Annotated in this window: 24 protein-coding genes; 15 read left to right on the forward strand and 9 right to left on the reverse strand. The window is 59.5% G+C overall.

All coding sequences use genetic code 11. The annotated features are described in order from the left end of the window. Positions 1–46: 46 nt before the first annotated feature. The 6 genes from AC1Z24_RS02535 (at position 47) to trpE (ending at position 7,496) form a co-directional block, all read left to right on the forward strand. Positions 47–1,420 (forward strand): sigma-54 interaction domain-containing protein, encoded by a 1,374-nt coding sequence (locus AC1Z24_RS02535; protein WP_483744436.1) that lies wholly within the window; start codon positions 47–49, stop codon positions 1,418–1,420. 162 nt (positions 1,421–1,582) lie between these two features. Then, complete coding sequence (locus AC1Z24_RS02540; protein WP_483744437.1) at positions 1,583–2,731, forward strand: iron-containing alcohol dehydrogenase; 1,149 nt, start codon at positions 1,583–1,585, stop codon at positions 2,729–2,731. A gap of 79 nt (positions 2,732–2,810) precedes the next feature. Then, positions 2,811–4,238, forward strand: a complete 1,428-nt coding sequence (locus tag AC1Z24_RS02545; RefSeq protein WP_483744438.1) for a hypothetical protein — start codon at positions 2,811–2,813, stop codon at positions 4,236–4,238. 204 nt (positions 4,239–4,442) lie between these two features. After that, positions 4,443–5,117: a ribulose-phosphate 3-epimerase gene (rpe, locus tag AC1Z24_RS02550; protein ID WP_483744439.1), complete on the forward strand. Its 675-nt coding sequence runs from the start codon at positions 4,443–4,445 to the stop codon at positions 5,115–5,117. Beyond that, a complete protein-coding gene (locus AC1Z24_RS02555; protein ID WP_483744440.1) occupies positions 5,114–5,944 on the forward strand; it encodes a phosphoglycolate phosphatase in 831 nt (276 codons plus the stop codon). Before rpe ends, AC1Z24_RS02555 begins: the two co-directional genes overlap by 4 nt. Before the next feature lie 70 nt (positions 5,945–6,014). Beyond that, complete coding sequence (gene trpE, locus AC1Z24_RS02560) at positions 6,015–7,496, forward strand: anthranilate synthase component I (RefSeq protein WP_483744441.1); 1,482 nt, start codon at positions 6,015–6,017, stop codon at positions 7,494–7,496. A gap of 139 nt (positions 7,497–7,635) precedes the next feature. Here trpE and estP read toward each other — a convergent pair whose 3' ends face one another. Continuing rightward, positions 7,636–9,570 carry an esterase EstP gene (gene estP / locus AC1Z24_RS02565; RefSeq protein WP_483744442.1) on the reverse strand — a complete coding sequence of 645 codons (1,935 nt, stop codon included), beginning with the start codon at positions 9,568–9,570 and terminating at the stop codon, positions 7,636–7,638. Positions 9,571–10,049: 479 nt separating this feature from the next. Here estP and AC1Z24_RS02570 point away from each other — a divergent pair, with 479 nt between their 5' ends. Genes AC1Z24_RS02570 through AC1Z24_RS02585 form a run of 4 tightly spaced genes read left to right on the forward strand, consistent with a single transcriptional unit; the run spans position 10,050 to position 13,247 of the window. Continuing rightward, positions 10,050–10,649, forward strand: a complete 600-nt coding sequence (locus tag AC1Z24_RS02570) for an aminodeoxychorismate/anthranilate synthase component II (RefSeq protein WP_259108473.1) — start codon at positions 10,050–10,052, stop codon at positions 10,647–10,649. Between the two features lie 18 nt (positions 10,650–10,667). Next, positions 10,668–11,717 carry an anthranilate phosphoribosyltransferase gene (gene trpD / locus AC1Z24_RS02575; protein WP_259108516.1) on the forward strand — a complete coding sequence of 350 codons (1,050 nt, stop codon included), beginning with the start codon at positions 10,668–10,670 and terminating at the stop codon, positions 11,715–11,717. Beyond that, positions 11,714–12,535, forward strand: a complete 822-nt coding sequence (gene trpC, locus AC1Z24_RS02580) for an indole-3-glycerol phosphate synthase TrpC (RefSeq protein WP_483744443.1) — start codon at positions 11,714–11,716, stop codon at positions 12,533–12,535. Before trpD ends, trpC begins: the two co-directional genes overlap by 4 nt. Before the next feature lie 16 nt (positions 12,536–12,551). Next, positions 12,552–13,247, forward strand: a complete 696-nt coding sequence (locus AC1Z24_RS02585; protein WP_483744444.1) for a lipoate--protein ligase family protein — start codon at positions 12,552–12,554, stop codon at positions 13,245–13,247. Positions 13,248–13,250: 3 nt separating this feature from the next. Here AC1Z24_RS02585 and crp read toward each other — a convergent pair whose 3' ends face one another. Beyond that, complete coding sequence (gene crp, locus AC1Z24_RS02590; protein ID WP_483744445.1) at positions 13,251–13,895, reverse strand: cAMP-activated global transcriptional regulator CRP; 645 nt, start codon at positions 13,893–13,895, stop codon at positions 13,251–13,253. Between the two features lie 206 nt (positions 13,896–14,101). On the opposite strand from crp, the gene AC1Z24_RS02595 reads away from it, so the two are divergent. Together AC1Z24_RS02595 and speD are read left to right on the forward strand one after the other, a co-directional pair. Further along, positions 14,102–14,524: an OsmC family protein gene (locus tag AC1Z24_RS02595; protein WP_483744446.1), complete on the forward strand. Its 423-nt coding sequence runs from the start codon at positions 14,102–14,104 to the stop codon at positions 14,522–14,524. Positions 14,525–14,775: 251 nt separating this feature from the next. Further along, positions 14,776–15,570, forward strand: coding sequence for an adenosylmethionine decarboxylase (gene speD, locus AC1Z24_RS02600; protein WP_413309226.1), 795 nt, complete (start codon positions 14,776–14,778; stop codon positions 15,568–15,570). An 81-nt stretch (positions 15,571–15,651) separates the two neighbouring features. On the opposite strand, the gene coq7 is transcribed toward speD, so the two are convergent. From coq7 to hemJ, 5 genes are all read right to left on the reverse strand, one after another. Further along, complete coding sequence (gene coq7, locus AC1Z24_RS02605) at positions 15,652–16,299, reverse strand: 2-polyprenyl-3-methyl-6-methoxy-1,4-benzoquinone monooxygenase (RefSeq protein WP_483744447.1); 648 nt, start codon at positions 16,297–16,299, stop codon at positions 15,652–15,654. Positions 16,300–16,415: 116 nt separating this feature from the next. Next, the gene (locus AC1Z24_RS02610) at positions 16,416–16,754 is read right to left on the reverse strand and encodes a histidine triad nucleotide-binding protein (RefSeq protein ID WP_259108485.1); all 339 of its coding nucleotides are present in this window, start codon (positions 16,752–16,754) and stop codon (positions 16,416–16,418) included. Between the two features lie 63 nt (positions 16,755–16,817). Continuing rightward, positions 16,818–17,606, reverse strand: coding sequence for an SDR family NAD(P)-dependent oxidoreductase (locus AC1Z24_RS02615; RefSeq protein ID WP_483744448.1), 789 nt, complete (start codon positions 17,604–17,606; stop codon positions 16,818–16,820). Between the two features lie 53 nt (positions 17,607–17,659). Continuing rightward, positions 17,660–18,592, reverse strand: coding sequence for a DUF805 domain-containing protein (locus AC1Z24_RS02620; protein ID WP_483744449.1), 933 nt, complete (start codon positions 18,590–18,592; stop codon positions 17,660–17,662). A 192-nt stretch (positions 18,593–18,784) separates the two neighbouring features. Beyond that, positions 18,785–19,210 carry a protoporphyrinogen oxidase HemJ gene (hemJ, locus tag AC1Z24_RS02625; RefSeq protein ID WP_483744450.1) on the reverse strand — a complete coding sequence of 142 codons (426 nt, stop codon included), beginning with the start codon at positions 19,208–19,210 and terminating at the stop codon, positions 18,785–18,787. Positions 19,211–19,343: 133 nt separating this feature from the next. On the opposite strand from hemJ, the gene argC reads away from it, so the two are divergent. Both argC and erpA read left to right on the forward strand, forming a co-directional pair. Further along, the gene (gene argC / locus AC1Z24_RS02630; RefSeq protein ID WP_259108492.1) at positions 19,344–20,378 is read left to right on the forward strand and encodes an N-acetyl-gamma-glutamyl-phosphate reductase; all 1,035 of its coding nucleotides are present in this window, start codon (positions 19,344–19,346) and stop codon (positions 20,376–20,378) included. A gap of 198 nt (positions 20,379–20,576) precedes the next feature. Continuing rightward, on the forward strand, positions 20,577–20,927 hold the full coding sequence (erpA, locus tag AC1Z24_RS02635) for an iron-sulfur cluster insertion protein ErpA (RefSeq protein ID WP_259108494.1): 351 nt from the start codon (positions 20,577–20,579) through the stop codon (positions 20,925–20,927). Positions 20,928–20,990: 63 nt separating this feature from the next. Here the strand turns inward: erpA and AC1Z24_RS02640 are convergent, their stop codons facing one another. Both AC1Z24_RS02640 and AC1Z24_RS02645 read right to left on the reverse strand, forming a co-directional pair. Then, positions 20,991–22,067, reverse strand: coding sequence for an anhydro-N-acetylmuramic acid kinase (locus AC1Z24_RS02640; RefSeq protein WP_483746507.1), 1,077 nt, complete (start codon positions 22,065–22,067; stop codon positions 20,991–20,993). A gap of 26 nt (positions 22,068–22,093) precedes the next feature. Next, positions 22,094–23,548, reverse strand: a complete 1,455-nt coding sequence (locus tag AC1Z24_RS02645) for a peptidoglycan DD-metalloendopeptidase family protein (protein WP_483744451.1) — start codon at positions 23,546–23,548, stop codon at positions 22,094–22,096. 212 nt (positions 23,549–23,760) lie between these two features. Between AC1Z24_RS02645 and tyrS the strand changes: the two genes are divergently transcribed. Further along, entirely contained in the window at positions 23,761–24,960 is a 1,200-nt protein-coding gene (gene tyrS / locus AC1Z24_RS02650; RefSeq protein WP_483744452.1) for a tyrosine--tRNA ligase, read from the forward strand. Positions 24,961–25,559 lie beyond the last annotated feature (599 nt).

Genomic DNA, 25,559 nt, shown 5'->3' on the forward strand with positions numbered 1-25,559 from the left:
TCCTACGAGATAGAATTCACCGCTCCCCACCCGCCCGGAGCCCTCGGTGAACCTCAACGACCCCAGTTTCGAAGAACTGCTCAATGCCTTGCATGACGGTGTCTACATCACCGATGGCGATGGCAAGACGCTGAAGGTCAACCGTGCCTACGAGCGGCTCACCGGTCTGGACAGTGCCGACCTCATTGGCCGGCCCATGCAGGAGCTGGTCAAGGACGGGGTGATTTCCCAGTCAGCGTCGCTGCGGGTGTTGCAGGAAGGCAAGCCGATTTCGGTGATGCAAAGCCTCAGCCAGGGCAAGAAGCTGTTGGTCAGCGCCACGCCAATTCTTGCCGCCGATCGCAGCATTCGCTATGTGGTCAGCACCGTACGCGACATGACCGAACTGCTGCGCATGAAGCACGAACGCGATGAGCTGCAACAGCTCAAGCAACTGCGCAGCAGCACGGCGCGCCTGCATGCAGGGCAGCGTGACAACCTTCTGCATTCCCCGTTGATGGCCGATCAGGAAGTCTCCGGACGGGTATTCGCCCTGGCCCGACAAGTGGCTGCCACCGATGTAAAAGTCTTGCTGCAAGGCGAGACCGGCGTCGGCAAGACCCTGGTGGCGCAGTTCATCCACAATGCCAGTGGCCGCGCCAAGGAGCCATTCCTGGCCCTGAACTGCGGGGCGTTGCCGGAGAACCTGATCGAGGCCGAGCTATTCGGCTATGCCCCCGGCGCCTTTACCGGGGCGGGTCCCAAGGGCAAGCGCGGCCTGCTGGAACTGGCCAACCACGGCACTCTGTTCCTCGATGAGATTGGCGACTTGCCGTTGCCAGTGCAGGTCAAGCTGCTCAAGGTCATCGAAGAGAATCGCTTTATCCCGGTGGGTGGCCTGGAGTTGAAGGAGGTCGATGTGCGCATCATCAGCGCTACCCATCACGACCTCAAGCAACTGGTGGCCGAAGGGCGTTTTCGTGCCGACCTGTATTACCGCCTCAACGTCGTGCCGATCAGCATCGCCGCCCTGCGCGAGCGCAGCGAAGAAATCCCGCCGCTGCTGCATTACTACCTGGCCAGCTGCAATGAACGCTATCAGCGCCAGGTCCAATTGAGTCTCGAAGCCTTGGACCTGCTCTGCGATTACTCTTGGCCGGGCAATATCCGCGAGCTGATCAATATCGTCGAGCGCCTGGTGGTGACCAGTCGTACCGAGGTCATTGAGGCTCTGGATCTGCCGGAAGAAATCCTCAACCTCGACCCGCAGCACACCGATGATAGCCGCCTGCCGTTGCGCAAGGTGCTGGAGAACGCCGAGCGCACGGCGATTCGCGCTGCCCTGCAACTGCACAAGACCACCCGCCAGGCGGCCAAGGCCCTGGGTGTGAGCCAGGCGACGGTGGTGCAGAAGATGAAGCGCTGGGAACGCTCTGATTAGGATTTCAATCAAAGCCGCTCCAGCGATTAGAAAACTGTTCGCTGCAACCCTTCAATTACCCTGCTGAATCACGCCAGCCCTTGTGCCACGGGGCTTTGCGCGTGTTGGCACGGCTTTGGCTATTCATGCTCGACGTCATAACAACTAATAAAGGACGAGCCGATGAGCATTTGCGCCTTCAAGATTGCCAACAAGTTGCTGACCGGCCCCGCCGCCATCGAGCAACTGGCCGCCGAACTGACCCGCCTGAATATCTCCAATCCGTTGATTGTGACCGACGCCATTCTGGTCACTTCCGGCACCGTTGACATTGCCCTTGCGCAACTGGGTGGTCGCCCGTACAAGATTTTCGATCAGGTCAAACCCGAGCCTGAGATCTCCATTGTCGAAGATTGCACCCGCGCCTACCGCGAAGGCGGGCATGACGGCCTGATTGGCGTCGGTGGCGGCAGCGCCATCGACATTGCCAAGGGCGTCGCTGCGTTTGCCGGGCACGAAGGGCCGCTGGCCGAGTTGTTCGGTGTCGATCAGGTCAAACGCAAGGGGCCGCCGCTGATTGCCATTCCGACCACGGCCGGTACCGGCTCGGAAGTGACCAACGTGGCGATCTTCTCCGACAAACAGGCGCAGCTGAAAAAGGGCATCGTCAGCGATTACCTGCTGCCCGACGTCGCCCTGGTCAGCCCGACCATGACCCTGACCTGTCCGCGCGGCGTGACGGCCGCCAGTGGTGTCGATGCCTTGGTACACGCCATCGAGTCCTACCTGTCGGTCAATGCTTCGCCCATCACCGACTCCCTGGCCCTGGGCGCGATCAAGCTGATCGCCAAGGCGCTGCCCAAGGCCTATGCCAACCCGGCCAACCTGCAGGCCCGCGAAGACATGGCCACCGCCAGCCTGATGGCCGGCATGGCCTTTGGCAATGCCGGGGTCGGCGCCGTGCATGCCCTGGCTTACCCGTTGGGCGGGCGCTTCAACATTGCCCACGGGGTCAGCAACGCCTTGCTGCTGCCTTACGTCATGGCGTGGAACAAGATGGCTTGCGTCGAGCGCTTTCGTGATATCGCCGAAGCCATGGGGGTGCGGGTTGCCCACCTGAGTGATCAGGAGGCTGCTGAACTGGCGGTCCAGGCCATGACCGATCTCTGCGTCGCTGTGGACATCCCACGGGGCATGCGCAGCTTCAATGTGCCGGAAGACGCGATTCCGGCCATGGCAGAGGAGGCCAGCAAGATCGACCGGCTGATGCGCAATAACCCGCGCAAGCTGACTGCGGCTGATATCGAGAAGATCTACCGCGCCGCTTACTGAGACCCACCACGTCACATCGCCGCCCGACACTCTGGTGTCGGGCGCATTGCCTTATAAAACCAATAAACAGGTACTGTTCATGTCCAAAGATTCCGTGGGTCGCGAGAGCCCGTACATTCCGTTGGGGCCGTTCAAGGTCCGCCTTCCGTTGATCCACTACACGTTCGAATTGCCGGACTACCTGCAAGGCCTGCTGATGTGCGCTGTCGATCTGGCCGCCATCCCACTGATGACCGAGCTGCTCGGCATGCCCTTCGAAGTGGCCCTGGCCGTGGTCATGCTCAATGGCTTGCTGTACCTGACCCACCACTTGCTCGGCGACCCTACGGTGCCAGGCTGGATCACCCCGGCGGTGCCGCTGCTGATGGCCTACTGCGCCCAGTTCCCCATCGGCCCGGAGCGCGTGCATGCCTTGATTGCCTTCCAGCTGATGCTCGGGGTGTTTTCCATCGCCCTCGGTGCCACGGGGATGGCGAAAAAGGTGGTGGAGTACGTGCCCTCGGCGATCAAGTCAGGGATTATCGTCGGCGCCGGACTGAGTGCGGTGAGCGCAGTGTTCCAGGTCGGCGGCAAGTTCAACGTGCTGCCGTGGACCATCGCCATCACCGTGGGCATTGCCTTTTATCTGATCTTTTCCCAGCACTTCAACGCGCTCAAGCAGCGCAATCGCTTCTGGTGGAACTTCGCCAAGCTCGGCATCCTGCCTATCATTCTGCTGGCGGTGGTGGTTGCGCCGCTGTTCGGTGAAGCGTCATGGCCGACCATCCAGTGGGGCATCAGCAAGCCTGACTTCGCCGGGCTGTGGAGCAACTACACGGTGTTCGGTTTGGGCATGCCGCCGCTGTCGATGTTCATTTCGGCGCTGCCGACCATGCTGGCGGTGTACATCATCGTTTTCGGTGACGTGCTCAGCGCCAAGTCGCTGCTCGATGAAGCCGAACACATCCGCACCGACGAGAACGTCGACTATAACCCGGACCGCGCCCACCTGATCTTCGGCGCGCGCAACGCCTTCATGAGCATCTTCGGCCCGGATGTGGCCATGTGCGGACCGAAATGGGCGGCCATGCTAGTAGTGGTCATCGAACGCTTCAAAGGTGGGCCGCAGGCGATGAAGTCGATTATCGGCGGCGTCGGCTCGTTCCGTTGGGGCACCAATACCGGCCTGCTGCTGTTGCCGGTGGTGACCCTGGTACAACCCATTCTGGGTGTAGCCCTGGCCTTGACCCTGTTGATTCAGGGTTATGTCAGCGTGCGTCTGGGCATCCTCGAAGCCCGCAGCCAGCGCGACCTGGGTATCGCCGGGGTGATCGGCGCGGTATTGGCAATCAAGGGCGCCAGTTGGGCGTTCGCCATTGGCGTGGTGTTGTGCCTGCTGATCTACGGCAAGAACTTCTTCAAGGGCGAGAATGACGGCACCTTTGCCAAGGATTTGCCGGTGCCGCAGCCGGAGCCTGAGGTGGTCAAGCCTGGGGGGCGGGCAGTCGCCGAGACCGCCATCGAGTAAGCGAGGGTTTCAAGCGCGGTCAGGTGGGACCGGCTTCAGCCGGGAAGAGGCCATTGAACCGATACCTATCTATCGTCTGTCCTTGCGCTTTCCCGGCTAAAGCCGGTCCCACAGGGCGGAGCTGCCGAGGATGGGGGTTTGCTGTGAGAGAGCTGTCATGAGGTACAATGCGCGCCACCGTGATTCCAGCTTAAAAGGTGCGTCATGCAGCCCTTCCACATTGCTCCGTCGATTCTTTCCGCTGACTTCGCCCGCCTGGGCCAGGAAGTCGATAATGTTCTCGCTGCGGGCGCCGACGTCGTTCACTTCGATGTCATGGACAATCACTACGTGCCTAACCTGACCATCGGTCCGATGGTCTGCTCGGCATTGCGCAAATACGGCATCACGGCGCCCATCGATGTGCATTTGATGGTCAGCCCGGTGGATCGCATCATCGGCGACTTCATCGAAGCCGGTGCGACTTACATTACCTTCCACCCTGAAGCCACTCAGCACATTGACCGCTCGCTGCAGTTGATCAAGGAAGGCGGCTGCAAGGCCGGCCTGGTGTTCAACCCGGCTACGCCCCTGAACCTGCTGGAATACGTCATGGACAAGGTCGACATGATCCTGCTCATGAGCGTCAACCCGGGCTTTGGCGGGCAGAAATTCATTCCCGGCACTCTGAACAAGTTGCGCGAAGCTCGTGCTTTGATCGATGCTTCGGGGCGTGAAATCCGCCTGGAGATCGACGGCGGCGTCAACGTCAACAATATCCGCGAGATCGCTGCTGCCGGTGCCGACACCTTCGTCGCCGGGTCGGCCATCTTCAATGCCCCCGATTACAAGGCAGTCATCGACAAAATGCGTAGCGAACTGGCGTCAGCCCGCGCATGAGCGGCTTCGAAACGCTGTTCCCCGGCCGCCTGCCGAAGCTGATCATGTTCGATCTGGACGGCACCCTGGTCGACTCGGTGCCGGACCTGGCCGTGGCGGTGGACAAGATGCTCCTGGCGCTTGGCCGTCCGGTTGTCGGGCTTGAGGCGGTGCGGCACTGGGTCGGTAACGGTGCGCCAATCCTGGTACGCCGGGCGCTGGCCAATGATATCGAGCACAGCGGCGTCGATGACGCTCTGGCCGAGCAGGGCCTGGAGCTGTTCATGGAGGCCTATGCCGAGAAGCATGAGTTCACTGTGGTCTATCCCGGCGTGCGCGAGACCCTCAAGTGGTTGCAGAAAATGGGCGTGGAAATGGCCCTGATCACCAACAAGCCGGAGCGCTTCGTCGCGCCGCTGCTGGATGAGATGAAACTGGGGCGCTTCTTCCGCTGGATCATCGGCGGCGACACCATGCCGCAGAAGAAGCCCGACCCGGCGGCACTGTTTTTCGTCATGAAAATGGCCAATATCCCGGCTTCGCAATCGCTGTTCGTCGGCGACTCGCGCAGTGACGTGCTGGCGGCCAAGGCCGCGGGCGTTGCCTGCGTCGGCATGAGCTATGGCTACAACCATGGTCGTCCGATATCCGAGGAGTCCCCGGCGCTAGTCATCGACGATCTGCGCAAGCTGATTCCCGGTAGCTCTGCCGGTTGCTTAGAAGAAGGCGCTGAGATAACGTTGCCTCCTGTTCAAGCCCCCTCCTGTAGAGAATCCATCGTGGTTGTCACTCACAAACTCTGGATGAAAGTCATCAAGGCCCTGGCCCGTTGGCGTTGGCGCGCCTGACTTGTATCTGGCCGGATGACCGGCTCCGTTTGCCTGACTGACTGTTTAACCTCACACCACGAGGCTGTTCATGAACCGCGAAGAATTCCTGCGTCTGGCCGCTGAAGGCTACAACCGCATCCCGTTGGCCCTGGAAACCCTGGCCGACTTCGACACCCCTCTGTCCATCTATCTCAAGCTCGCCGACGAGCCGAACTCCTATCTGCTGGAGTCGGTGCAAGGCGGCGAGAAGTGGGGCCGTTACTCGATGATCGGCCTGCCGTGCCGCACCGTTTTGCGTGCCCACGAGGACAAGATCAGTGTGACCCACGATGGCGTCGAGATCGAAAGCCTGGAGTCGGATGACCCGCTGGCCTTCGTCGAAACCTTCAAGGCTCGCTATAAGGTGCCGACCATCGCTGGCCTGCCGCGCTTCAACGGTGGCCTTGTGGGTTATTTCGGTTATGACTGCGTGCGTTACGTCGAGAAGCGCCTGGGCAAGAACCGCAATCCGGATCCGCTGGGCGTGCCGGATATCCTGCTGATGGTGTCCGATGCTGTCGTCGTATTTGACAACCTGGCGGGCAAGATGCACGCCATCGTACTGGTCGATCCTGCCCAGCCGGATGCCTACGAAGGCGGCCTGGCCCGTCTCGAAGAGCTGATGGAAAAGCTGCGCCAGCCGATCACCCCGCGTCGCGGCCTGGACCTGAGTCGCCCGCAGGCGGCCGACCCGGTGTTCCGTTCCAGCTTCACTCAGGGTGACTACGAGCGCGCGGTCGACACCATCAAGGAGTACATCCTGGCCGGTGACGTCATGCAGGTGGTGCCGTCGCAACGCATGTCCATCGACTTCAAGGCCGCGCCCATCGATCTGTACCGGGCGCTGCGCTGCTTCAATCCGACGCCGTACATGTACTTCTTCAACTTTGGCGACTTCCATGTCGTCGGCAGTTCGCCGGAAGTGCTGGTACGGGTTGAAGACAATCTGATCACCGTGCGTCCGATCGCCGGTACCCGCCCGCGTGGCGCAACCGAGGAAGCCGATCATGCGCTGGAAGTCGATCTGCTGTCCGATGACAAAGAAATCGCCGAGCACCTGATGCTTATCGACCTGGGCCGTAACGACACCGGGCGCGTCTCGGAAATCGGTTCGGTCAAGTTGACCGAGAAGATGGTCATCGAGCGTTATTCCAACGTCATGCATATCGTCTCCAACGTCACCGGCCAGCTGAAAAGCGGGCTGACGGCGATGGACGCACTGCGTGCGATCCTGCCGGCGGGCACCTTGTCCGGTGCGCCGAAGATCCGTGCGATGGAAATCATCGACGAGCTGGAGCCGGTCAAGCGTGGCGTCTATGGCGGCGCCGTGGGTTACCTGGCGTGGAACGGCAACATGGACACCGCCATCGCCATCCGCACGGCGGTGATCAAGAACGGCGAGTTGCATGTGCAGGCCGGTGGCGGCATCGTCGCCGACTCTGTGCCGGTACTGGAATGGGAAGAAACCCTGAACAAACGCCGAGCGATGTTCAAGGCCGTGGCGTTGGCTGAGCAGACTGCCGAGGATTGATCCGGCAGTCTTGATTCACGATGTGGAATGATATCTGTGGGACCGGCTTCAGCCGGGAAGAGGCCGCTACAGCCGACACATTTCCTTGATCAGAAATGACGCCTTCCCGGCTGAAGCCGGTCCCACATTGATCGTCGGCTCAGAAATCCAGACTCACCGCCACGTTCACGCCTTGCTGGGTGATGTCATCGTTCTTGCGCCAGTTATACCCACCCCGCACCGTCACATCCCGACCGAGCTTCTGCGCCACGCCCAGGCTGGCGCGGTTCAGGCTACGTTGCGGGGTGTAGCCGGTGAGGGTGAAGTCGTTGAACGGCAGGCTCTTGAGGGCGATGGTCACGTCCTGTTGATCATTCTCGAATTCACGCTCATGGGCGATCTCGCCAAACACTGAGGTCGCTGGCGTCAGTTGGAACTTGCCTTGCAGCCCCGCGCCCAGGCGTCGCGACTTGCGGGTCTGGTCATCGAAGCTCAAGGCTGTCGAGCGCGAACCTTTCTCCGAATAACCATCGACATCGATATGGGCATAGTCGGCGCTGATGAACGGCGACAGATGCCACGGGCTGCTGGCCCCGGCGATATCGAAACCGAGACGGCTGCTCAAGGCCCACAGGCTGCCATCGGTGTCACCCTTTTCTGCACCTTCGCTGATGCCCAGGGCGAACTTGCGCTTGGCGTTGGCGTAATCAAGCCGCCCGCCGGACGCCGATAGATCGGCCCACCAATGATTGGCCTGGAATTGCAGGAACGCCGTGGCGATATAGCTATTGAGCTTGTAGTCCGAGTCCCGCTCGCCGGCTTCCAGATTTTGCCGATAGGCACCGGCGACCATGCCTGCTCGCCAGTCTTCAGCCAGGCGATAGCTGCCACCTGCGGTCAGGTTGTAGCCATGGCCGTCGGCGCTGGCGGAATTGCTCTGGGCGTCGATATCCAGCTTCTGGCCGCTGGCCGAGACAATCGCCTGCCACTGGCCCACCGCCTGCCAGTTGCCCCAGTCGGCCAGCCACTGTGTGCGCAGTTCGTCCTGCTGCGCGCGCAGGGAAGCATTGGCCATCTCCGGCAGCAGGGTGGTTTCCCATGGCGCGGCGAGGATGGAGTAAGCGTAGTCAGCGATCAGTTTTTGCCCGGTGACCGTAGGGTGTACGCCGTCGTTGAACAGCAACTTGCTCGGATCGGGCGTAGTGCTGTTGATGCCGTACTGGCTGTTTTGCACGCAGCTGTTGCCGCTGAAGCAAGTACCGACCAGATTCTGATTGGCGGCCAGACCGAAGCGCGCCGGGTCGGCCAGGGTTTCCTTGAGCAGCAGCGGCACGTTCAGAGGAATGATGTTGGCGTCGATCTGCCCTAGCTGTCTGACCAGTTCCTGATTGAACACGCCGCTGAGCAGGGTCGAAGGCAGTTGCAGTGGTGTTCCGGAGACTGCTGGCGTCTGGCCAATATCCGGCAGCAGCCAGACCATGATGTAACGCGCCCCCGCCTGTTGCAGAACCTGGGCACTGGCGGCTAGTTGATCTGCTGCTCCCACTGCCTGACCGAGACTGGTCACCCGGCCTTGCAGGAAGTCGTTGCCGCCACCGGTCAGGTAATACAGGGCATTGGGATCTGCGTGGAAATTATTGGCCGGCAGATAGCCGGTACGGTTTCTGAGCACGACATCGGTGCCGCTGCTGTTATCGCTGACCCGGGACTGCGAGGTGATCGAATCGTAGATCTGGTCAGTGCGATAGCCGCCCACCGCCCAGTTATTGCCGTCCGCCCGGCCCAGCGCCGCATTGACCGGCGAAGTGGACGCACCCAGATCGCCAGCGGCAACGCCCAGGTGGCTGCCCAGCAGGGTCGATGAGTTAAGGCTGAAGAACTCGCCACTGCCGTTTTGATAAGTCGGGCCGGTGCGGTTGGTGAAGCGCAGGGTAGCGCCTTGCGGGCCACCGACATCAGGGAACTGCCCGGCGTCGGCCAGGCTGTCGCCAAATACGATCATGGTCGAGTAGGGCGAGGATGCGGCGAGTGCCGAAGAACAGGCCAGGCTCAGTGCGCAGGCAACCAGGGGCAGGGATATCAGGGATTTGGTCATTGAGAACATCCTGTCTCGTTGTTTTTATGCCTTACGAAAAGTAGCCAACAATGGCCCAGCGTCCAGCTCATACAGCACATGGCGTCAGCAACGTCCGGATTTTGGCCGATACCCTGATTTTTTCCGTATCTGATGCGTTACAACAGGCACAATCTTGCTCACAATTGCCCCTCGTCATGCCCAACAGGTACGGCGATATTGCGCCATATGGCGGCGTACGCTACTGTGCCGGAACGTATGAACGAGACCTCTCCCGTGTTGAATGTCAGCAAACTCTTGATGCGCGTTATCAAGGCTCACGCCCGTTGGCGTTGGCGCGCCTGACTATCTTCCCTGCCGGCTTCGCCGGACCTGTATCGACATGCCTTCGACCGATTTGCCTGATCCCTGCGCGGGATCGCCCGCCCCAGTGCGTGTTGCTGCGGGCGAATCCTCGGGTGGCGCTATTAAGTCAGAAAATTCAAGAGGTTAAGCACAGCATGCTGCTGATGATAGATAACTACGACTCCTTCACTTACAACGTCGTCCAGTATCTGGGCGAGTTGGGTGCCGACGTTAAAGTGATCCGCAACGACGAGCTGACGGTCGCACAAATCGAAGCCTTGAACCCCGAGCGCATCGTTGTATCGCCCGGCCCGTGCACGCCGAACGAAGCCGGTGTCTCGCTGGAGGTGATCAAGCACTTCGCTGGCAAACTGCCGATTCTCGGCGTGTGCCTGGGCCATCAGTCCATTGGTCAGGCCTTTGGCGGTGATGTGGTGCGGGCGCGTAAAGTCATGCATGGCAAGACCAGCCCGGTCATCCACGAAGACAAGGGCGTGTTCGAGGGGCTCAATCACCCGCTGACTGTAACCCGCTATCACTCGCTGGTGGTCAAGCTCGATACCTTGCCCGACTGCCTGGAAGTCACTGCCTGGACCGCTCTGGAAGATGGCGCCCAGGACGAGATCATGGGGCTGCGTCACAAGACCCTGAACGTCGAGGGAATCCAGTTCCACCCTGAGTCGATCCTCACCGAGCAGGGCCATGAGCTGTTCGCCAACTTCCTCAAGCAAACCGGCGGCACTCGTCAGGGTTAAGGACTGCTTTTTATGACTATGAATATCAAGGCGGCCCTGGCCCGTGTTGTCACTCAGCTGGATCTGAGCACCGACGAGATGCGCGATGTCATGCGCGAGATCATGACCGGCCAGTGCACGGAGGCGCAGATCGGTGCTTTTATGATGGCCATGCGCATGAAGAGCGAAAGCATCGACGAGATCGTCGGCGCGGTGTCGGTGATGCGCGAGCTGGCGAGCAAGGTCGAGCTCAAGACGCTTGATGGTGTAGTGGATATCGTCGGCACCGGTGGCGATGGCGCGAATATCTTCAACGTTTCCACGGCCTCGGCCTTCGTTATCGCTGCGGCCGGTTGCACCGTGGCCAAGCATGGCAACCGTGCGGTGTCCGGCAAAAGCGGCAGTGCTGATTTGCTGGAGGCGGCCGGTGTTTATCTGAACCTGACGCCGGTACAGGTTGCCCGTTGCATCGACAACGTCGGCATCGGCTTTATGTTCGCCCAGTCCCATCATGGCGCGATGAAATATGCCGCCGGCCCGCGTCGCGACCTGGGTCTGCGTACGCTGTTCAACATGCTCGGTCCGCTGACCAACCCCGCTGGCGTGCGCCATCAGGTGGTCGGCGTGTTTAGCCAGGCGTTGTGCCGCCCGCTGGCCGAGGTGCTGATGCGCCTGGGCAGCAAGCATGTACTGGTGGTGCACTCCCAGGATGGCCTCGACGAATTCAGCCTGGCGGCGCCGACGTTTGTCGCCGAGCTGAAAAACGGTGAAATAACTGAGTACTGGGTGCAGCCGGAAGATTTGGGTATGAAGAGCCAGAGCCTGTTCGGCCTGGTGGTCGACAGCCCCGCACAGTCCCTTGAGCTGATTCGCGATGCTCTGGGCCGGCGAAAGACCGAAAATGGCCAGAAGGCCGCTGAAATGATCGTCTTGAACGCGGGGGCTGCGCTTTACGCCGCCGATCATGCCACTACGCTCAAAGAAGGCGTTGAATTGGCCCACGATGCACTGCACACAGGTCTTGCCCGGGAAAAACTGGAAGAGCTGGGTGCCTTTACTGCGGTATTCAAGCAGGAGAATGAAGGATGAGCGTGCCAACGGTTCTGGAAAAGATTCTCTCCCGCAAGGCTGAAGAAGTGGCGGCATGCCGTGCTCGTGTCAGCCTGTCCGAACTCGAAGCCCTGGTCGCCAAGGCCGATGAGCCGCGTGGCTTTGCCAGGGCGCTGATCGAGCAGTCCAAGCGCAAGCAGCCAGCGGTGATCGCCGAGATCAAGAAAGCCTCACCGAGCAAAGGTGTGATTCGCGAGAAGTTCTTCCCGAGCGAGATCGCCAAGAGCTACGAAAAAGGCGGCGCAACTTGCCTGTCGGTACTCACCGACATCGATTTCTTCCAGGGTGCCGACGCCTATCTGCAAGAAGCCCGCGCAGCCTGTTCGCTGCCGGTGATCCGCAAGGACTTCATGATCGATCCGTACCAGATCGTCGAAGCGCGCGCGCTGGGTGCCGACTGTATCCTGCTGATCGTCTCGGCCCTGGATGACGTCAAGATGGCCGAGCTGGCGGCGACCGCCAAGAGCGTCGACCTGGATGTACTGGTCGAAGTGCATGATGGCGATGAGCTGGAGCGCGCGCTGAAAACTCTGGATACACCGCTGGTAGGCATCAATAACCGTAACCTGCACACCTTTGAAGTCAGCCTGGAAACCACCTTGGACCTGCTGCCACGTATTCCGCGCGATCGTCTGGTAGTCACCGAAAGCGGCATTCTCAACCGTGCTGATGTCGAGCTGATGGAAATCCACGACGTCTATTCCTTCCTGGTCGGCGAAGCGTTCATGCGTGCCGAGCATCCGGGTGTAGAGTTGGAAAGGCTGTTTTTCCCGGAGAAAGTCGTCAGCCGGGGTTGATGTCAGAGAGGTCCGCATGGCTTTGCAGGTTGTCGATATTTGCGTCGAGAAAGGCCTCAAGGCCGAGCAGGATCTTTTGGCCTCGGTGTGTTCGGGCGAGGTCGATTCCGGGTTGCTAATGTGGCGACCCAATGATCGCGCCTTGGTCATGCCCCGGCGCATGAGCCGGCTGCCGGGTTTCGATGAGGCCAGCGAGACCCTGGCCGACAGCGGCTGGCCGATTCTGCTGCGTGAAAGCGGCGGCGAACCGGTGCCGCAATCCTCGGCCACGGTCAATGTCGCCCTGGTCTACGCGCAACCGCGCAGCGATGCTGATCGCGATCGTATCGAATTGGCCTATCGTCGCTTGTGTCAGCCGATTCTCGATGTGTTGACCGGATTGGGCGGCGCGGCGTCGCTGGGGGAGGTCGAAGGGGCGTTCTGTGATGGGCGTTTCAACGTCAATCTCGACGGCCGCAAGATGGTCGGCACGGCGCAACGCTGGCGTCAGAGTCAGGGCGGGCTGCGTCCTGTAGTGCTGGTGCACGGCGCGCTGCTGCTGGACGACGAGCGGCAGGAGATGGTCGCGTCAGTCAACCGTTTCAACGAAATCTGCGAACAGAATCAGCGCGTGTTTGCAGACAGCCATATCGCGTTGCATGAAGCCTTCCCTGGCGCGCAGGTGCTGGATCTGCTGGCCGAGGCGTATCGTCGGTTGCTCGACACTCTTTAGGATTCAGCGTGTGCCGAAGACCACCATGGTCTTGCCTTTGACGTGGACCAGTTTCTGTTCTTCCAGCGCCTTGAGCACGCGACCGACCATTTCCCGCGAACAACCCACGATGCGCCCGATTTCCTGACGGGTGATCTTGATCTGCATACCGTCGGGGTGGGTCATGGCATCGGGCTGTTTGCACAGATCGAGCAAGGTAGCAGCAACACGACCGGTGACATCCAGGAAGGCGAGGTCGCCGACCTTGCGCGTTGTGGCGCGCAGACGTTCGGCCATCTGGCTGCCCAGAGCGTACAGAATGTCCGGCTCCTGCTGCGAAAGCTCACGGAATTTGACGTAGCTGATCTCCGCCACTTCGCATTCGGTCTTGGCCCGCACCCACGCACTGCGCTGGGTTTCCAGCCCGGGTTGTTCGAATAACCCCAGCTCGCCGAAGAAATCCCCGCTATTAAGGTAGGCAACTATCATCTCCCGACCTTCGTCGTCCTCGATCAGGATAGTGACCGACCCCTTGACGATGAAGTACAGCGAATCAGAGCGCTCCCCAGCGCAGATGATGTTGCTTTTAGCGGCGCAGCGACGACGTTGGGCGTGGGAGAGAAGTTTGTCGAGGTTCTTGATCTTGTGTGTAGCGGTAATCGCAACCATGCCTGCATCCCGAAAAGTGCTTCGCCTCACGGCGTTATTTTAGTTATCGGCCGGACAAACCGTTGCCGCAGCTTATCAGAGGCGCATTTGTATCATTTCCGAAATTTCCTACGTACATATCATTATGTATGGCATTTGGCCACATTTTCAGTGCGCCCATGGGCTTGTGTTAAGCTGGCGACCCTTTTTTCAGTAGAGTCCTGGCGATGAAGGCACGCATTCAATGGGCTGGTGAAGCCATGTTCCTCGGCGAATCCGGCAGTGGTCATGTAGTGGTCATGGATGGTCCGCCGGAAAGCGGTGGCCGTAACCTGGGCGTACGGCCGATGGAAATGGTCCTGATCGGCCTGGGCGGCTGCAGCAACTTCGACGTGGTCAGCATCCTGAAGAAAGCCCGTCAGCCGGTCGAAAGCTGCGAAGCGTTCCTGGAAGCCGAGCGTGCTACGGAAGATCCCAAGGTCTTCACCGCCATTCACCTGCATTTCGTGGTCAAGGGCCGTGGCCTGAAAGAGACCCAGGTCAAGCGTGCCATCGAACTGTCGGCGGAAAAGTACTGCTCGGCGTCGATCATGCTGGGCAATGCCGGGGTCAAAATCACCCACGACTACGAAATCATCGAGCTGGGTTGAGCGGTATCCGCTGATCAGCGACACCCAACTATCATAAAAGAGGTGCAGACTCTGGCAGACCGCTGCTGACGTCTGCATAATGCGCCCCTTTTTCAGGGCACAGGCCGCAGGTCTTCAGCGGCTGTGCCCGACAGACAACCAAAATCGCCAACGCGAAGAGGTGTTAACCGTCCTACGCAAATGAGCCTGGCTCATCTGACGGGCATGCTTGATCACGCGGCCGGGCCGCACATTTATAGAGAGTTTTAACGGTGAAAAGCAAACTCAAGCTCCACGGGTTCAATAACCTGACAAAGACCTTGAGCTTCAACATCTATGACATCTGCTATGCGGAAACCCCGCAGGACCAGCAGGCCTACGTCGAGTACATCAACAGTGTGTACGACGCCGAACGCCTGACGCGGATTCTCACTGATGTGGTCGATATCATTGGCGCCAACATCCTCAACATCGCTCGCCAGGATTACGACCCGCAGGGCGCCAGCGTGACGATCCTGATCTCCGAGCAGCCGGTGACGCCTACCGACAGCCAGATCGAAGAGTCGCCAGGCCCGTTGCCGGAAACCATTCTTGCGCACCTGGACAAGAGCCACATCACGGTCCACACCTATCCGGAAATCCATCCGGTCGATGGCATCGCGACGTTTCGCGTGGACATCGATGTGTCGACGTGCGGCGTGATTTCACCGCTCAAGGCGCTGAACTATCTGATCCACAAGTTCGAATCGGATATCGTCACCGTCGACTATCGTGTACGCGGTTTTACCCGTGACGTCGAAGGCAAGAAGCACTTCATCGACCACGAGATCAACTCGATCCAGAACTACCTCTCCAGCGACACCCGCGACGGCTATCAGATGACCGACGTGAACGTGTACCAGGAGAACCTGTTCCACACCAAGATGCTGCTGAAGAACTTCGAACTGGATAACTACCTGTTCGGCGACGCCACCAGCAACCTCTCGCCGGAACAACGCGAGCAGGTCACCGAGCGTGTGAAACACGAAATGCTGGAAATCTTCTACGGCCGCAACATGCCGGTCTGATTGATTCCGCAAACAAGAAAGGCGCCCGTTGAGGCGCCTTTTTTGCTGGTGTTGATCCCGGAGGTTATGCGGGATCACGGATCAGATGCGATACGTGCTCTTGGTCATGACCTTGGCCAGCAGACTCATGCCGAATTTCACCGGTGCCGGGAAGCGATAACCGCCGGCTTCCAGTGCGCTTTCAGAATGATGTTCTTCGTCGACGCGCATCTGCTCGAGAATCGCCCGGGACTTTTCGTCTTCCGGCGGCAGTTGTTCCAAGTGATCGTTCAGGTGTTTGCAGACCTGATCTTCGGTCGCCGCAACGAAGCCGAGGCTGACCTTGTCGCTGATCAATCCTGCAACGGCGCCAATGCCGAAGGACAAGCCGTAGAACAGCGGATTGAGCACGCTGGTGTGACTGCCCAACTGGTGAATGCGCTGTTCACACCAGACCAAGTGATCGATTTCTTCTTCCGCCGCATGCTCCATGGCCGCGCGGACCCTGGGCAGCTTGGCAGTCAGGGCCTGGCCTTGATACAGGGCCTGGGCACAGACTTCGCCGGTATGGTTGATGCGCATCAGTCCGGCGACATGCTTGGTGTCCACCTCATCCATCTTGGCTTCAGGCTGGACAATGGCCGGGGAAGGGCGATGAGGATGTGCGCTCAGCGGCAGCAACGTGCGCATCGCGGCATCGGCTTGCAACAGAATACGGTCAAGGGGGGAGTAGTGACGTTCGGTAGCCATGGGCACCTCCGGATAAATCCACGGTGGGCAGTTTACCTCAATCAGGCCGGGCGGGCTTGAGCTGGGTCAGCTTGGGTGTGGGAGCCGGCAAGCCAGCTCCCAAAGGAGGGTGTTGATCAGCCCGGAGGCCAAGTCATCTGGCGCTTTCCGAGTACATGCATATGAATGTGATAAACGGTCTGCCCGCCCATCTCATTGCAGTTCATGACTACGCGGAAGCCTTCCTCGCAACCCAGCTCCAGGGCCAGACGTTGCGCGGTGAACAGGATATGACCGGCCAGGCCCTTGTCCTCTTCGGTGAGGTCGTTGAGGGTGCGGATCGGCTTTTTCGGGATGACCAGAAAATGCACGGGCGCCTGGGGGGCGATGTCGTGAAAGGCCAGCACCTGATCATCTTCATAGATGATCTTCGCCGGAATCTCCCGGTTGATGATCTTGGTGAACAAAGTATCCACAGCCGTGGGCTCCTTGTGGGTGGATGTCGGGTGTGCCGAGTGTAGCGCTCGACCGGGCATGCGTCAGCGTGCGAGGTAGGACTTATTGATCGCGCCGGTAATCCGTCGGGTCAGCCAGCGTGGGGCGAATCGCGGTGCCAGGGTCATCAGGCGGTTGCGCCAGCCGGGAATGATCACTGCGCGATTCTTCGCCAGGGCGCGAACGGTATAGAGCGCGACTTCTTCGGCGCTCATCATTTTCGTCTTGGCGTTCAGCTTGTCGGTGTCCATGGCGGCGGTCCGGTAGAACTCGGTACGGGTCGGGCCGGGGCAGAGCACCGAGACTTTCACGCCGGTCTTGCGCACTTCCTCGCGCAAGCCTTCAGAGAAGTGCAGGACATAAGCCTTGCTGGCGTAATAAGCGCTCATCCATGGCCCCGGCGCAAAGCCAGCGACGGACGCCACGTTGAGGATCTGTCCGCCGCCTTGCACCGCCATCAGGTTGCCAACGGTATGGCACAGGCGGGTCAGGGCGAGGATATTCAGGTCGATCAGGTCCTGCTCCACCCCCCAGTCCTGGGCCAGGAACGGTCCGCTGCTGCCGATGCCAGCGCAGTTGACCAGCAGGTCGATGGGGTGCTCGCCGTCTTCCAGTTCCAGCAGAAAGCCGGACAGGCGCAACGGCTCGCCCAAATCGCAGGCGCGGAACAGCACTTCGACGCCGAAGCGCTGGGTCATCTCAATGGCGATGGTTTCCAGCAGATCGCGTTGCCGGGCAACCAGCAGCAGGTTATGCCCGCGTCGTGCCAGGGCCTCGGCCATGGCCAGGCCGATGCCGCTGGAAGCGCCAGTGATCAGGGCGTAGCGGGTCATGCAGTTCTCCATTGATGAGGTCCGGCGATGAGACCTGTGCCAGAGCGCTTACGTCACTTTTTGTCGCTGTTTTCATTGCCCTTGAAGAAGGTGGCCGGGGCGGCGGAGTCCTTGACGTTACCGTTGCTGTCCTCATCGTCGTCACTGGGCAGGTTTTGCTCATACTCGGTCGCGCTGCTGTCGAGTTCCTGCTGGAACGCCGTCAGGCCACCGGCCACGCCTGCGGCAATGACCACTACCAGGAACACCACCCACATCCAGGCCAGTACCTTGACCGCCTGGCTGTTGGCTGGCGGCGGCGGGCCATATTGGTTGGCTGCGGCATTGCCGGGCATCACCACCAGAAGAATCGGGAAAACACTGCCGACGAACGGTACCAGGTTCAACAGCAACAACCAGCCCGACCAGCCAAGGTCGTGAGCCCGTTGCACGCCGATCTGAATGCTGACGCAAATGAAGGCCGCAGCCACCACGGCACCGAGCAAGCCACCGAGAATAAGATTGACGCTGGCCAGCAGAGCGCAGCAAAGGGCGGCCACTATCGCAACCACGGTCAGGACCAGCGTCCAGGCCAGATAACGCACCCGGCCGATACGCCCGTGGACGCTCATGACCTTGAGTTCCGCGTATTCCTGCACGGCGCTGCCCACTGGCGCGCGGGGTGGCGCGTAGGGCGACGCCGTCGCAGTCGGCTCGATCGGGCGGGCACTTGCGTTCGGCGCCTCGACTTCTTCAAGGCTCAGGCTGATGGCCGGGTCCGCTTCGATGCGGGCTTCGACACCGGCGTCATTCAGAGCTTTGAGATAGTGCTGGGCGTCAGCCTGGGTCAAGCCGCGCTTGAGCGACATGGGATTGCCACTGAACAGCTTTTCAACGGCGGCGGTCTCGCTCTTGAACAACTGCGCCAGATTCAGCTTGGCCGTCTCCAGGCCGACGCCGGGGCGTACCTGTCCTTCGAACACGATCTTGTAATGGGTGTCGGCCATAGAGGCTTCCTTGTCTGGTGATAACGTCGACTGCACAGGCTTTGGCAGCAAGTCGTTCTTTGTACCGCGCGGCATGCCTTCAGGCCAGCAGGCGCGCGCAAAACCATGGGCGCGCGCACGTTATTCGGGGCAGCATGGCCGACAGCCTCTCTTTGGGGATGGGGAATGCCAGGAGTTCCCCTGCGCAAACAGTTAGAACGGTTTGACGACCACCAAAATCACCACGGCCAGCAGAATCACCACAGGAATCTCATTGAACCAGCGATAGAACACATGGCTGCGACCGTTTTCGCCGCGGGCGAAGCGTTTGACCTGGGCGCCGCAGACGTGGTGATAGCCGATCAGCAGGAACACCAGGGTAAGCTTGGCATGCAACCAGCCCTGCTTCAGAAAGCCCGGTGCGAGGGTGAGCATCCAGATACCAAAAATAAGCGTGGCGATCATCGCCGGGCCCATGATGGCGCGGTACAGCTTGCGCTCCATTACGACGAAGCGCTCACGGCTGACGGCGTCTTCGCTCATCGAGTGGTAAACGAAAAGGCGCGGCAGGTAGAACAGACCGGCAAACCAACAGACCATCGAGACGATGTGCAGCGCTTTGACCCACAAATAGAGCATTTCTAGTTTTCCCACAGGTTCACGGAGGCCAAATAGTAGAGGCTTGAGCGGCCGGACGCACGTTGCAGGTTGTCGCAAAGGGCTCAGGCTCATATCATCGACGCCTTTCCAGTAGGTTCGTTGAGGGCAGGTCATGGTCAAGGTCGGTATCGTCGGCGGCACGGGTTACACCGGGGTTGAGCTGCTGCGTCTGTTGGCACAGCATCCGCAAGCTGAGGTGGTGGTCATCACTTCGCGCTCTGAGGCCGGTCTGGCCGTGGCCGACATGTATCCGAACCTGCGAGGCCACTACGAAGGCCTGGCGTTCAGCGTGCCGGACGTCAAGACCCTGGGCGCCTGTGATGTTGTCTTCTTCGCCACGCCCCACGGCGTAGCGCACGCCTTGGCAGGGGAGCTGATCGAGGCGGGCACCAAGGTCATCGACTTGTCCGCCGACTTCCGCCTGCAGGACCCGGTTGAATGGGCCAAGTGGTACAACCAGCCCCACGGTGCGCCGGAGTTGCTGAAAGAAGCGGTCTATGGCCTGCCGGAAGTCAATCGTGAGCAGATCAAGCAAGCGCGTCTGATCGCGGTGCCGGGCTGCTATCCGACGGCAACTCAGTTGGGTTTCCTGCCCCTGATCGAAGCAGGCCTGGCCGATACTTCGCGCCTGATCGCTGACTGCAAGTCCGGCATCAGCGGCGCTGGCCGTGGTGCCAGCGTTGGTTCGCTGTATTCCGAGACCAGCGAAAGCTTCAAGGCCTATGCCGTAAAGGGCCATCGTCATCTACCAGAAATCAGCCAGGGCCTGCGTCGCGCCGCCGGTGGTGATGTCGGCCTGACCTTCGTGCCTCATCTGGTGCCGATGATCCGTGGTATTCATGCCACGCTTTACGCCACTGTCGTCGACACCTCGGTAGACCTGCAGGCGTTGTTCGAAAAACGTTATGCCAACGAGCCGTTCGTCGATGTGATGCCGGCCGGCAGCCATCCGGAAACCCGTAGTGTGCGTGGTGCCAACGTCTGCCGCATTGCCGTGCATCGTCCGCAGGGCGGCGATCTGGTGGTGGTGCTGTCGGTGATCGACAACCTGGTCAAGGGCGCGTCGGGTCAGGCAGTGCAGAACATGAATATCCTGTTCGGCCTGGACGAGAAGCTCGGCCTTGGTCATGCGGGGATGTTGCCCTAAGCGCAGCTACGAGCTACGAGCTATGAGCTACGAGCTATGAGCTACGAGTGGTGGAATGCGAGTCACTTGCAGTTCTGCTCGAAGCTCATGGCTCAAAGCTCGTAGCTGCCTTCTGTAATAGTTGACCAATTTTCTAGGAGAAGCGGATAATGCCCGTCATTACGCATTATGACGGCCTGGTGCCGGGAGACAGTTAACATGAGCGTCGAATCCTTCACTCCTATCGCTTTGCAATTCACCGAGGGTGCAGCGCACAAGGTGAAGAGCCTGGTCGATGAAGAGGGCAATGATCGTCTGAAGCTGCGCGTCTTCGTGACCGGTGGCGGCTGCTCGGGCTTTCAGTACGGCTTCACTTTCGATGAAGACATCGCTGACGACGACACCATCGTCGAGCGCGAAGGCGTGAGCCTGGTAGTCGACCCGATGAGCTTCCAGTACCTGGCTGGCGCCGAGGTGGATTATCAGGAAGGTCTGGAAGGTTCGCGTTTTGTGATCAAGAACCCTAACGCTACCACCACCTGCGGTTGCGGCTCGTCGTTCTCGATCTGATCCTGCTGTTGCTGCAAACAAAAACGCCGCGTATCGAACGCGGCGTTTTGCTTTCTGCGCGAATCAGGCCCCGGCGGGGTAGATTCCGCCCAGAACGCGCAGGCCTTTGGCGCCTGTCACTGTAGGACGGTTGGCGGGCACGCCTTCCAGGCAGCAATGGGCCAGCCAGGCAAAGGCCATGGCTTCGACCCAGTCCGGATCGACACCGAAGGCTGCCGTGCTGCTGACTTTCGTCTGTGGCAACAAGGCTGCCAGACGATCCATCAGCGCCTTGTTATGGGCGCCACCGCCGCAGACCAGCAACTCTTTGGTATGCGTCTGCGCCGATTGCAGGGACTCGGTGATGCTCAATGCGCTCAGTTCCAGCAGGGTTGCCTGAACATCTTCCGCTGCCAGGGTCGGCAGCTGGAACAGGTGATGATGCAGCCAGCCGAGGTTGAACACCTCACGGCCAGTACTCTTCGGCCCCTTGGTCTGGAAGAACTGATCGCTAAGCAATGCCTTGAGCAGTGCCGGATCCGCCTTGCCGCTGGCGCCCCAGGCGCCGTCACGGTCGTAGCTTTCACCGCGCTGCGCCTGAATCCAGGCATCCAGCAAAACGTTGCCGGGGCCGCAGTCAAAGCCGGAGACCGGTTTATCGATCTCGATCAGGCTCAGGTTACTGAAGCCACCGATGTTGAGTACCGCACGATGGTCTTTGTTGTCATCGAACAGCGCTTCGTGGAAGGCCGGCACCAACGGTGCGCCCTGGCCGCCGGCGGCGATGTCGCGGCGACGGAAATCGCTGACCACGGTAATGCCGGTCAGCTCGGCGAGCAGCGCCGGGTTGCCGATCTGTACGGTAAAGCCACGGGCTGGCTCATGGCGGATGGTCTGGCCATGGCTGCCGATGGCGCGGATCTCTGCGGCGAGAATGCCTTGCTTTTCCAGCAGGGCATTCACGCCCTGTGCGGCAAAGTGCACCCACTTCTGCTCGGCGATACCGGCCCGGGCAATTTCGTCCACACCGCTGGAGCACAGCCCCAGCAGCTCGGCGCGCAGGTCGTCGGGCATGGGGATGTAGTGGGTGGCCAGCAAGCGTGGCCGCTCATCCTGCTCCAGTAACACGATATCGAAGCCGTCGAGGCTGGTTCCGGACATCACACCGATATAGAGATTGGCCATTCTTATCGTTTGCTCGAGGCCAGCATGGTGGCCTTTTCCTGGTCCATGCGCGCCATCAGGGGTTGGCTTTGCTGCATGAACCGCTGTTTTTCGGACTTGGCGATCGGATCCGCCATTGGCAATTTCTGACCCAGAGGGTCGACGTGCACACCATTGACCTGGAATTCATAGTGTAAGTGCGGGCCAGTCGACAGGCCGGTTGTTCCAATATAGCCGATGACCTGGCCTTGTCTGACATTGCTGCCAGTCTGAATACCTTTGGCGAAGCCCTGCATATGACCGTATAGCGTGCGATAGGTCTCACCGTGCTGGATGATCACGGTATTGCCGTAGCCGCCACGGCGGCCAGCCAACAAGACTTTGCCATCACCGGTGGCCTTGATCGGCGTGCCGCGAGGTGCCGCGTAGTCGACGCCTTTATGGGCGCGGATCTTGTTCAGGATCGGGTGCTTGCGGCCCATGGAAAACAGTGAACTGATGCGGGCATAGTCAACCGGCGTACGGATGAAAGCCTTGCGCATGCTGTTGCCATCGGCGGTGTAGTAATTGGTCGTGCCCTGCTTGTTGGTATAGCGAACTGCGGTGTAGGACTTGCCGCGGTTGGTAAAGCGGGCGGAGAGAATGTTGCCGGTGCCGACTGTCTTGCCGTTGACGACCTTCTGCTCGTAGATCACGTCGAATTCGTCACCCTTGTGGATGTCCTGGGCGAAGTCGATGTCGTAGCCGAAAATCTTCGCCATATCCATGGTCATGCTATGGGACAGGCCGGCCTTCTGCGCCGAGAATGACAGTGAGTTGCTGATCACACCGTGGACATAGGCAGTGCGTACGTTGGGCTTGCTGATTTCCTGATTAAAGGCATAACCCTTGGCGGTCTTGGTCAGGCTGATGCTTTCAAGTTCGCTGAGCTTGCTGTGCAGCTGTTTTAGCTGACCATCAGGGGATAGTTCGAATTGCAGGATCTGGCCATTCTTGAGCTGGGAGAACTGTTTGGCCTGTTTGTCGCTGGCCAGTACCTCGTGCACGGTCGCGGCAGGCAAGCCGACTTTGGCGAACAGGGTGGACAGGGTATCGCCCTTGCTGACGACGACTTCACGGTGGTTGGCGTCCTTGACCGGCGCGGCGGCGGGCTCGGCCTTGGCGACCTTGGCGTCTTTGCTCTCCGGCTCGACGGTAGCGGTGTCTTCCGGCTCGTCGGCGCTGTTATCGATCTGCGCAAAGGGAGAAGGTGTTGCTTCTTGTGTGGCTTCTACCGCGTCAGGAGCGTCTTGTTCCTGTGTCAGTTGTTCGGAGGGGCTAGGCGCCTCCATATCAAGGCTCAAATGAGTTTTCTTGGCTTCCACTTCGCTGGACGGGAAGACCAGAAGCGCCAGGCTCAGCAAGGCGGCGATTCCGCTTGCAGCGAGCAGATGGCTCTTCGGATAAAGCGGGGGCGCTTTAGTCGATGTGTCTGTCATAGGTGATTTGACTTTGAAAAAGATGAATTGGAAAAGATGAATGACATGATGAAGATGAAATAACTGTATAAAATATAACCAAATCCTGCCTGAGGCAACCCTAAGCGCGTATCCCGTCCGGATTCGCCGATGAGCGCTGGGCAGAACTTTGTAATCGGGCCCTGATCTTGTATGGTTGGAGCCCTTTGAAACGAGCCATTTACGGGGCTGATATGAAGTCGGTTGAAGAACAGCTGGCGCTGATCAAGCGCGGTGCGGATGAACTCCTGGTCGAGGCCGAGCTGGTCACGAAGCTCAAGCGTGGCCAACCACTGCGCATCAAGGCCGGGTTCGACCCGACGGCTCCCGACCTGCACCTGGGTCATACCGTCCTTATTAATAAGCTGCGTCAGTTCCAGGAACTGGGCCATCACGTCATTTTCCTGATCGGCGACTTCACCGGCATGATCGGTGATCCGAGCGGCAAGAGCGCCACGCGCCCGCCGCTCACTCGTGAGCAGGTCCTGGATTACGCTGAAACGTACAAGTCCCAGGTCTTCAAGATTCTTGATCCGGCCAAGACCGAAGTCGCCTTCAACTCCACCTGGATGGATTTGATGGCTCCGGCTGACTTCATTCGCCTGTCCTCGCAGTACACCGTTGCGCGGATGCTCGAGCGCGATGACTTCGACAAGCGCTACAAAGCCAACCAGCCGATAGCCATCCATGAGTTCATGTACCCGCTGGTCCAGGGTTATGACTCTGTCGCGCTACGTGCGGATGTCGAACTGGGCGGCACCGATCAGAAATTCAACCTGCTGATGGGGCGTGAATTGCAGCGCTCTTATGGGCAGGAGGCACAATGCATCCTCACCATGCCGTTGCTCGAAGGCCTGGACGGGGTGAAGAAGATGTCCAAATCCCTGGGTAACTACGTCGGTATCCAGGAGGCGCCGGGCATTATGTATAGCAAGCTGGTTTCCATCCCGGATGCGCTGATGTGGCGTTACTTCGAGCTGCTGAGTTTCCGCAGCATGGATGAGATCAATGCATTCAAGGCTGACTGCGAAGCGGGTGCCAACCCGCGTGATATCAAGATCAAGCTGGCTGAAGAGATTGTGGCGCGCTTCCATGGTGAAGAGGCTGCGGCGAACGCTCACCGTTCTGCGGGTAACCGTATGAAGGAGGGCGAGCTGCCGGACGATCTGCCAGAGATCAGTATCTCTGCCGCCGAAGACATGCCGATCGCTGCTGTCCTTAATAAGGCAGGCCTGGTGAAGAACTCTGCGGTCGCTCGCGATCTGCTGGGTTCTGGTGGCGTGCGTATAGATGGTGAAGTGGTTGATCGTGGCTTTATCTTCAAGATCGGCGCGACTCATGTATGTCAGGCGGGCAAGAAGGCTTTTGGGCGGATTACTCTAAAGACTGAATAGTACGGGTTTGGGATTGCGAGCCGCGAGCTACGAGCTAGAAGCAGATAGTGGTCGTCCCCGGCTCAGCTCGTGGCTCACAGCTCGAAGCTCGTAACTTTTTTGAAATATGTATTGACGCCCCTCAGAATCTATCTATAATTCGCCCCACTTCCGGCGCAGACGAAACGGAAAATTTCTTGATAATCAAGCAGTTAACCGGAGTAAGCAGCGAGGAAGGGTTTCGGTTTTCAAGGTGAATTCGGAAGCGGTGAAGAAGGTGGTTGACAGCAGATTGTAACGCTGTAGAATTCGCCTCCCGCTAACGTGAGACGCCAAGTCAAACGAAGCGCAAGTGGTTGAAGTTGATAAGGAAACTTTGAAAGCTTCTTAAAATAACCGCTTGACAGATGCAAAGGACGCTGTAGAATGCGCGCCTCGGTTGAGACGAAAGAATCAGCCAACCGCTCTTTAACAACTGAATCAAGCAATTCGTGTGGGTGCTTGCGCTGTAAGACTGAAGTCAACTGATTATCAGCATCGCCAGTTACTCCACGAGATATCATGGTTTAACCAACGATTGCTGAGCCAAGTTTATAAGGTTTTCTCAAAACCTAATTGCA

It is taken from the genome of Pseudomonas sp. JL23 (assembly GCF_056933585.1).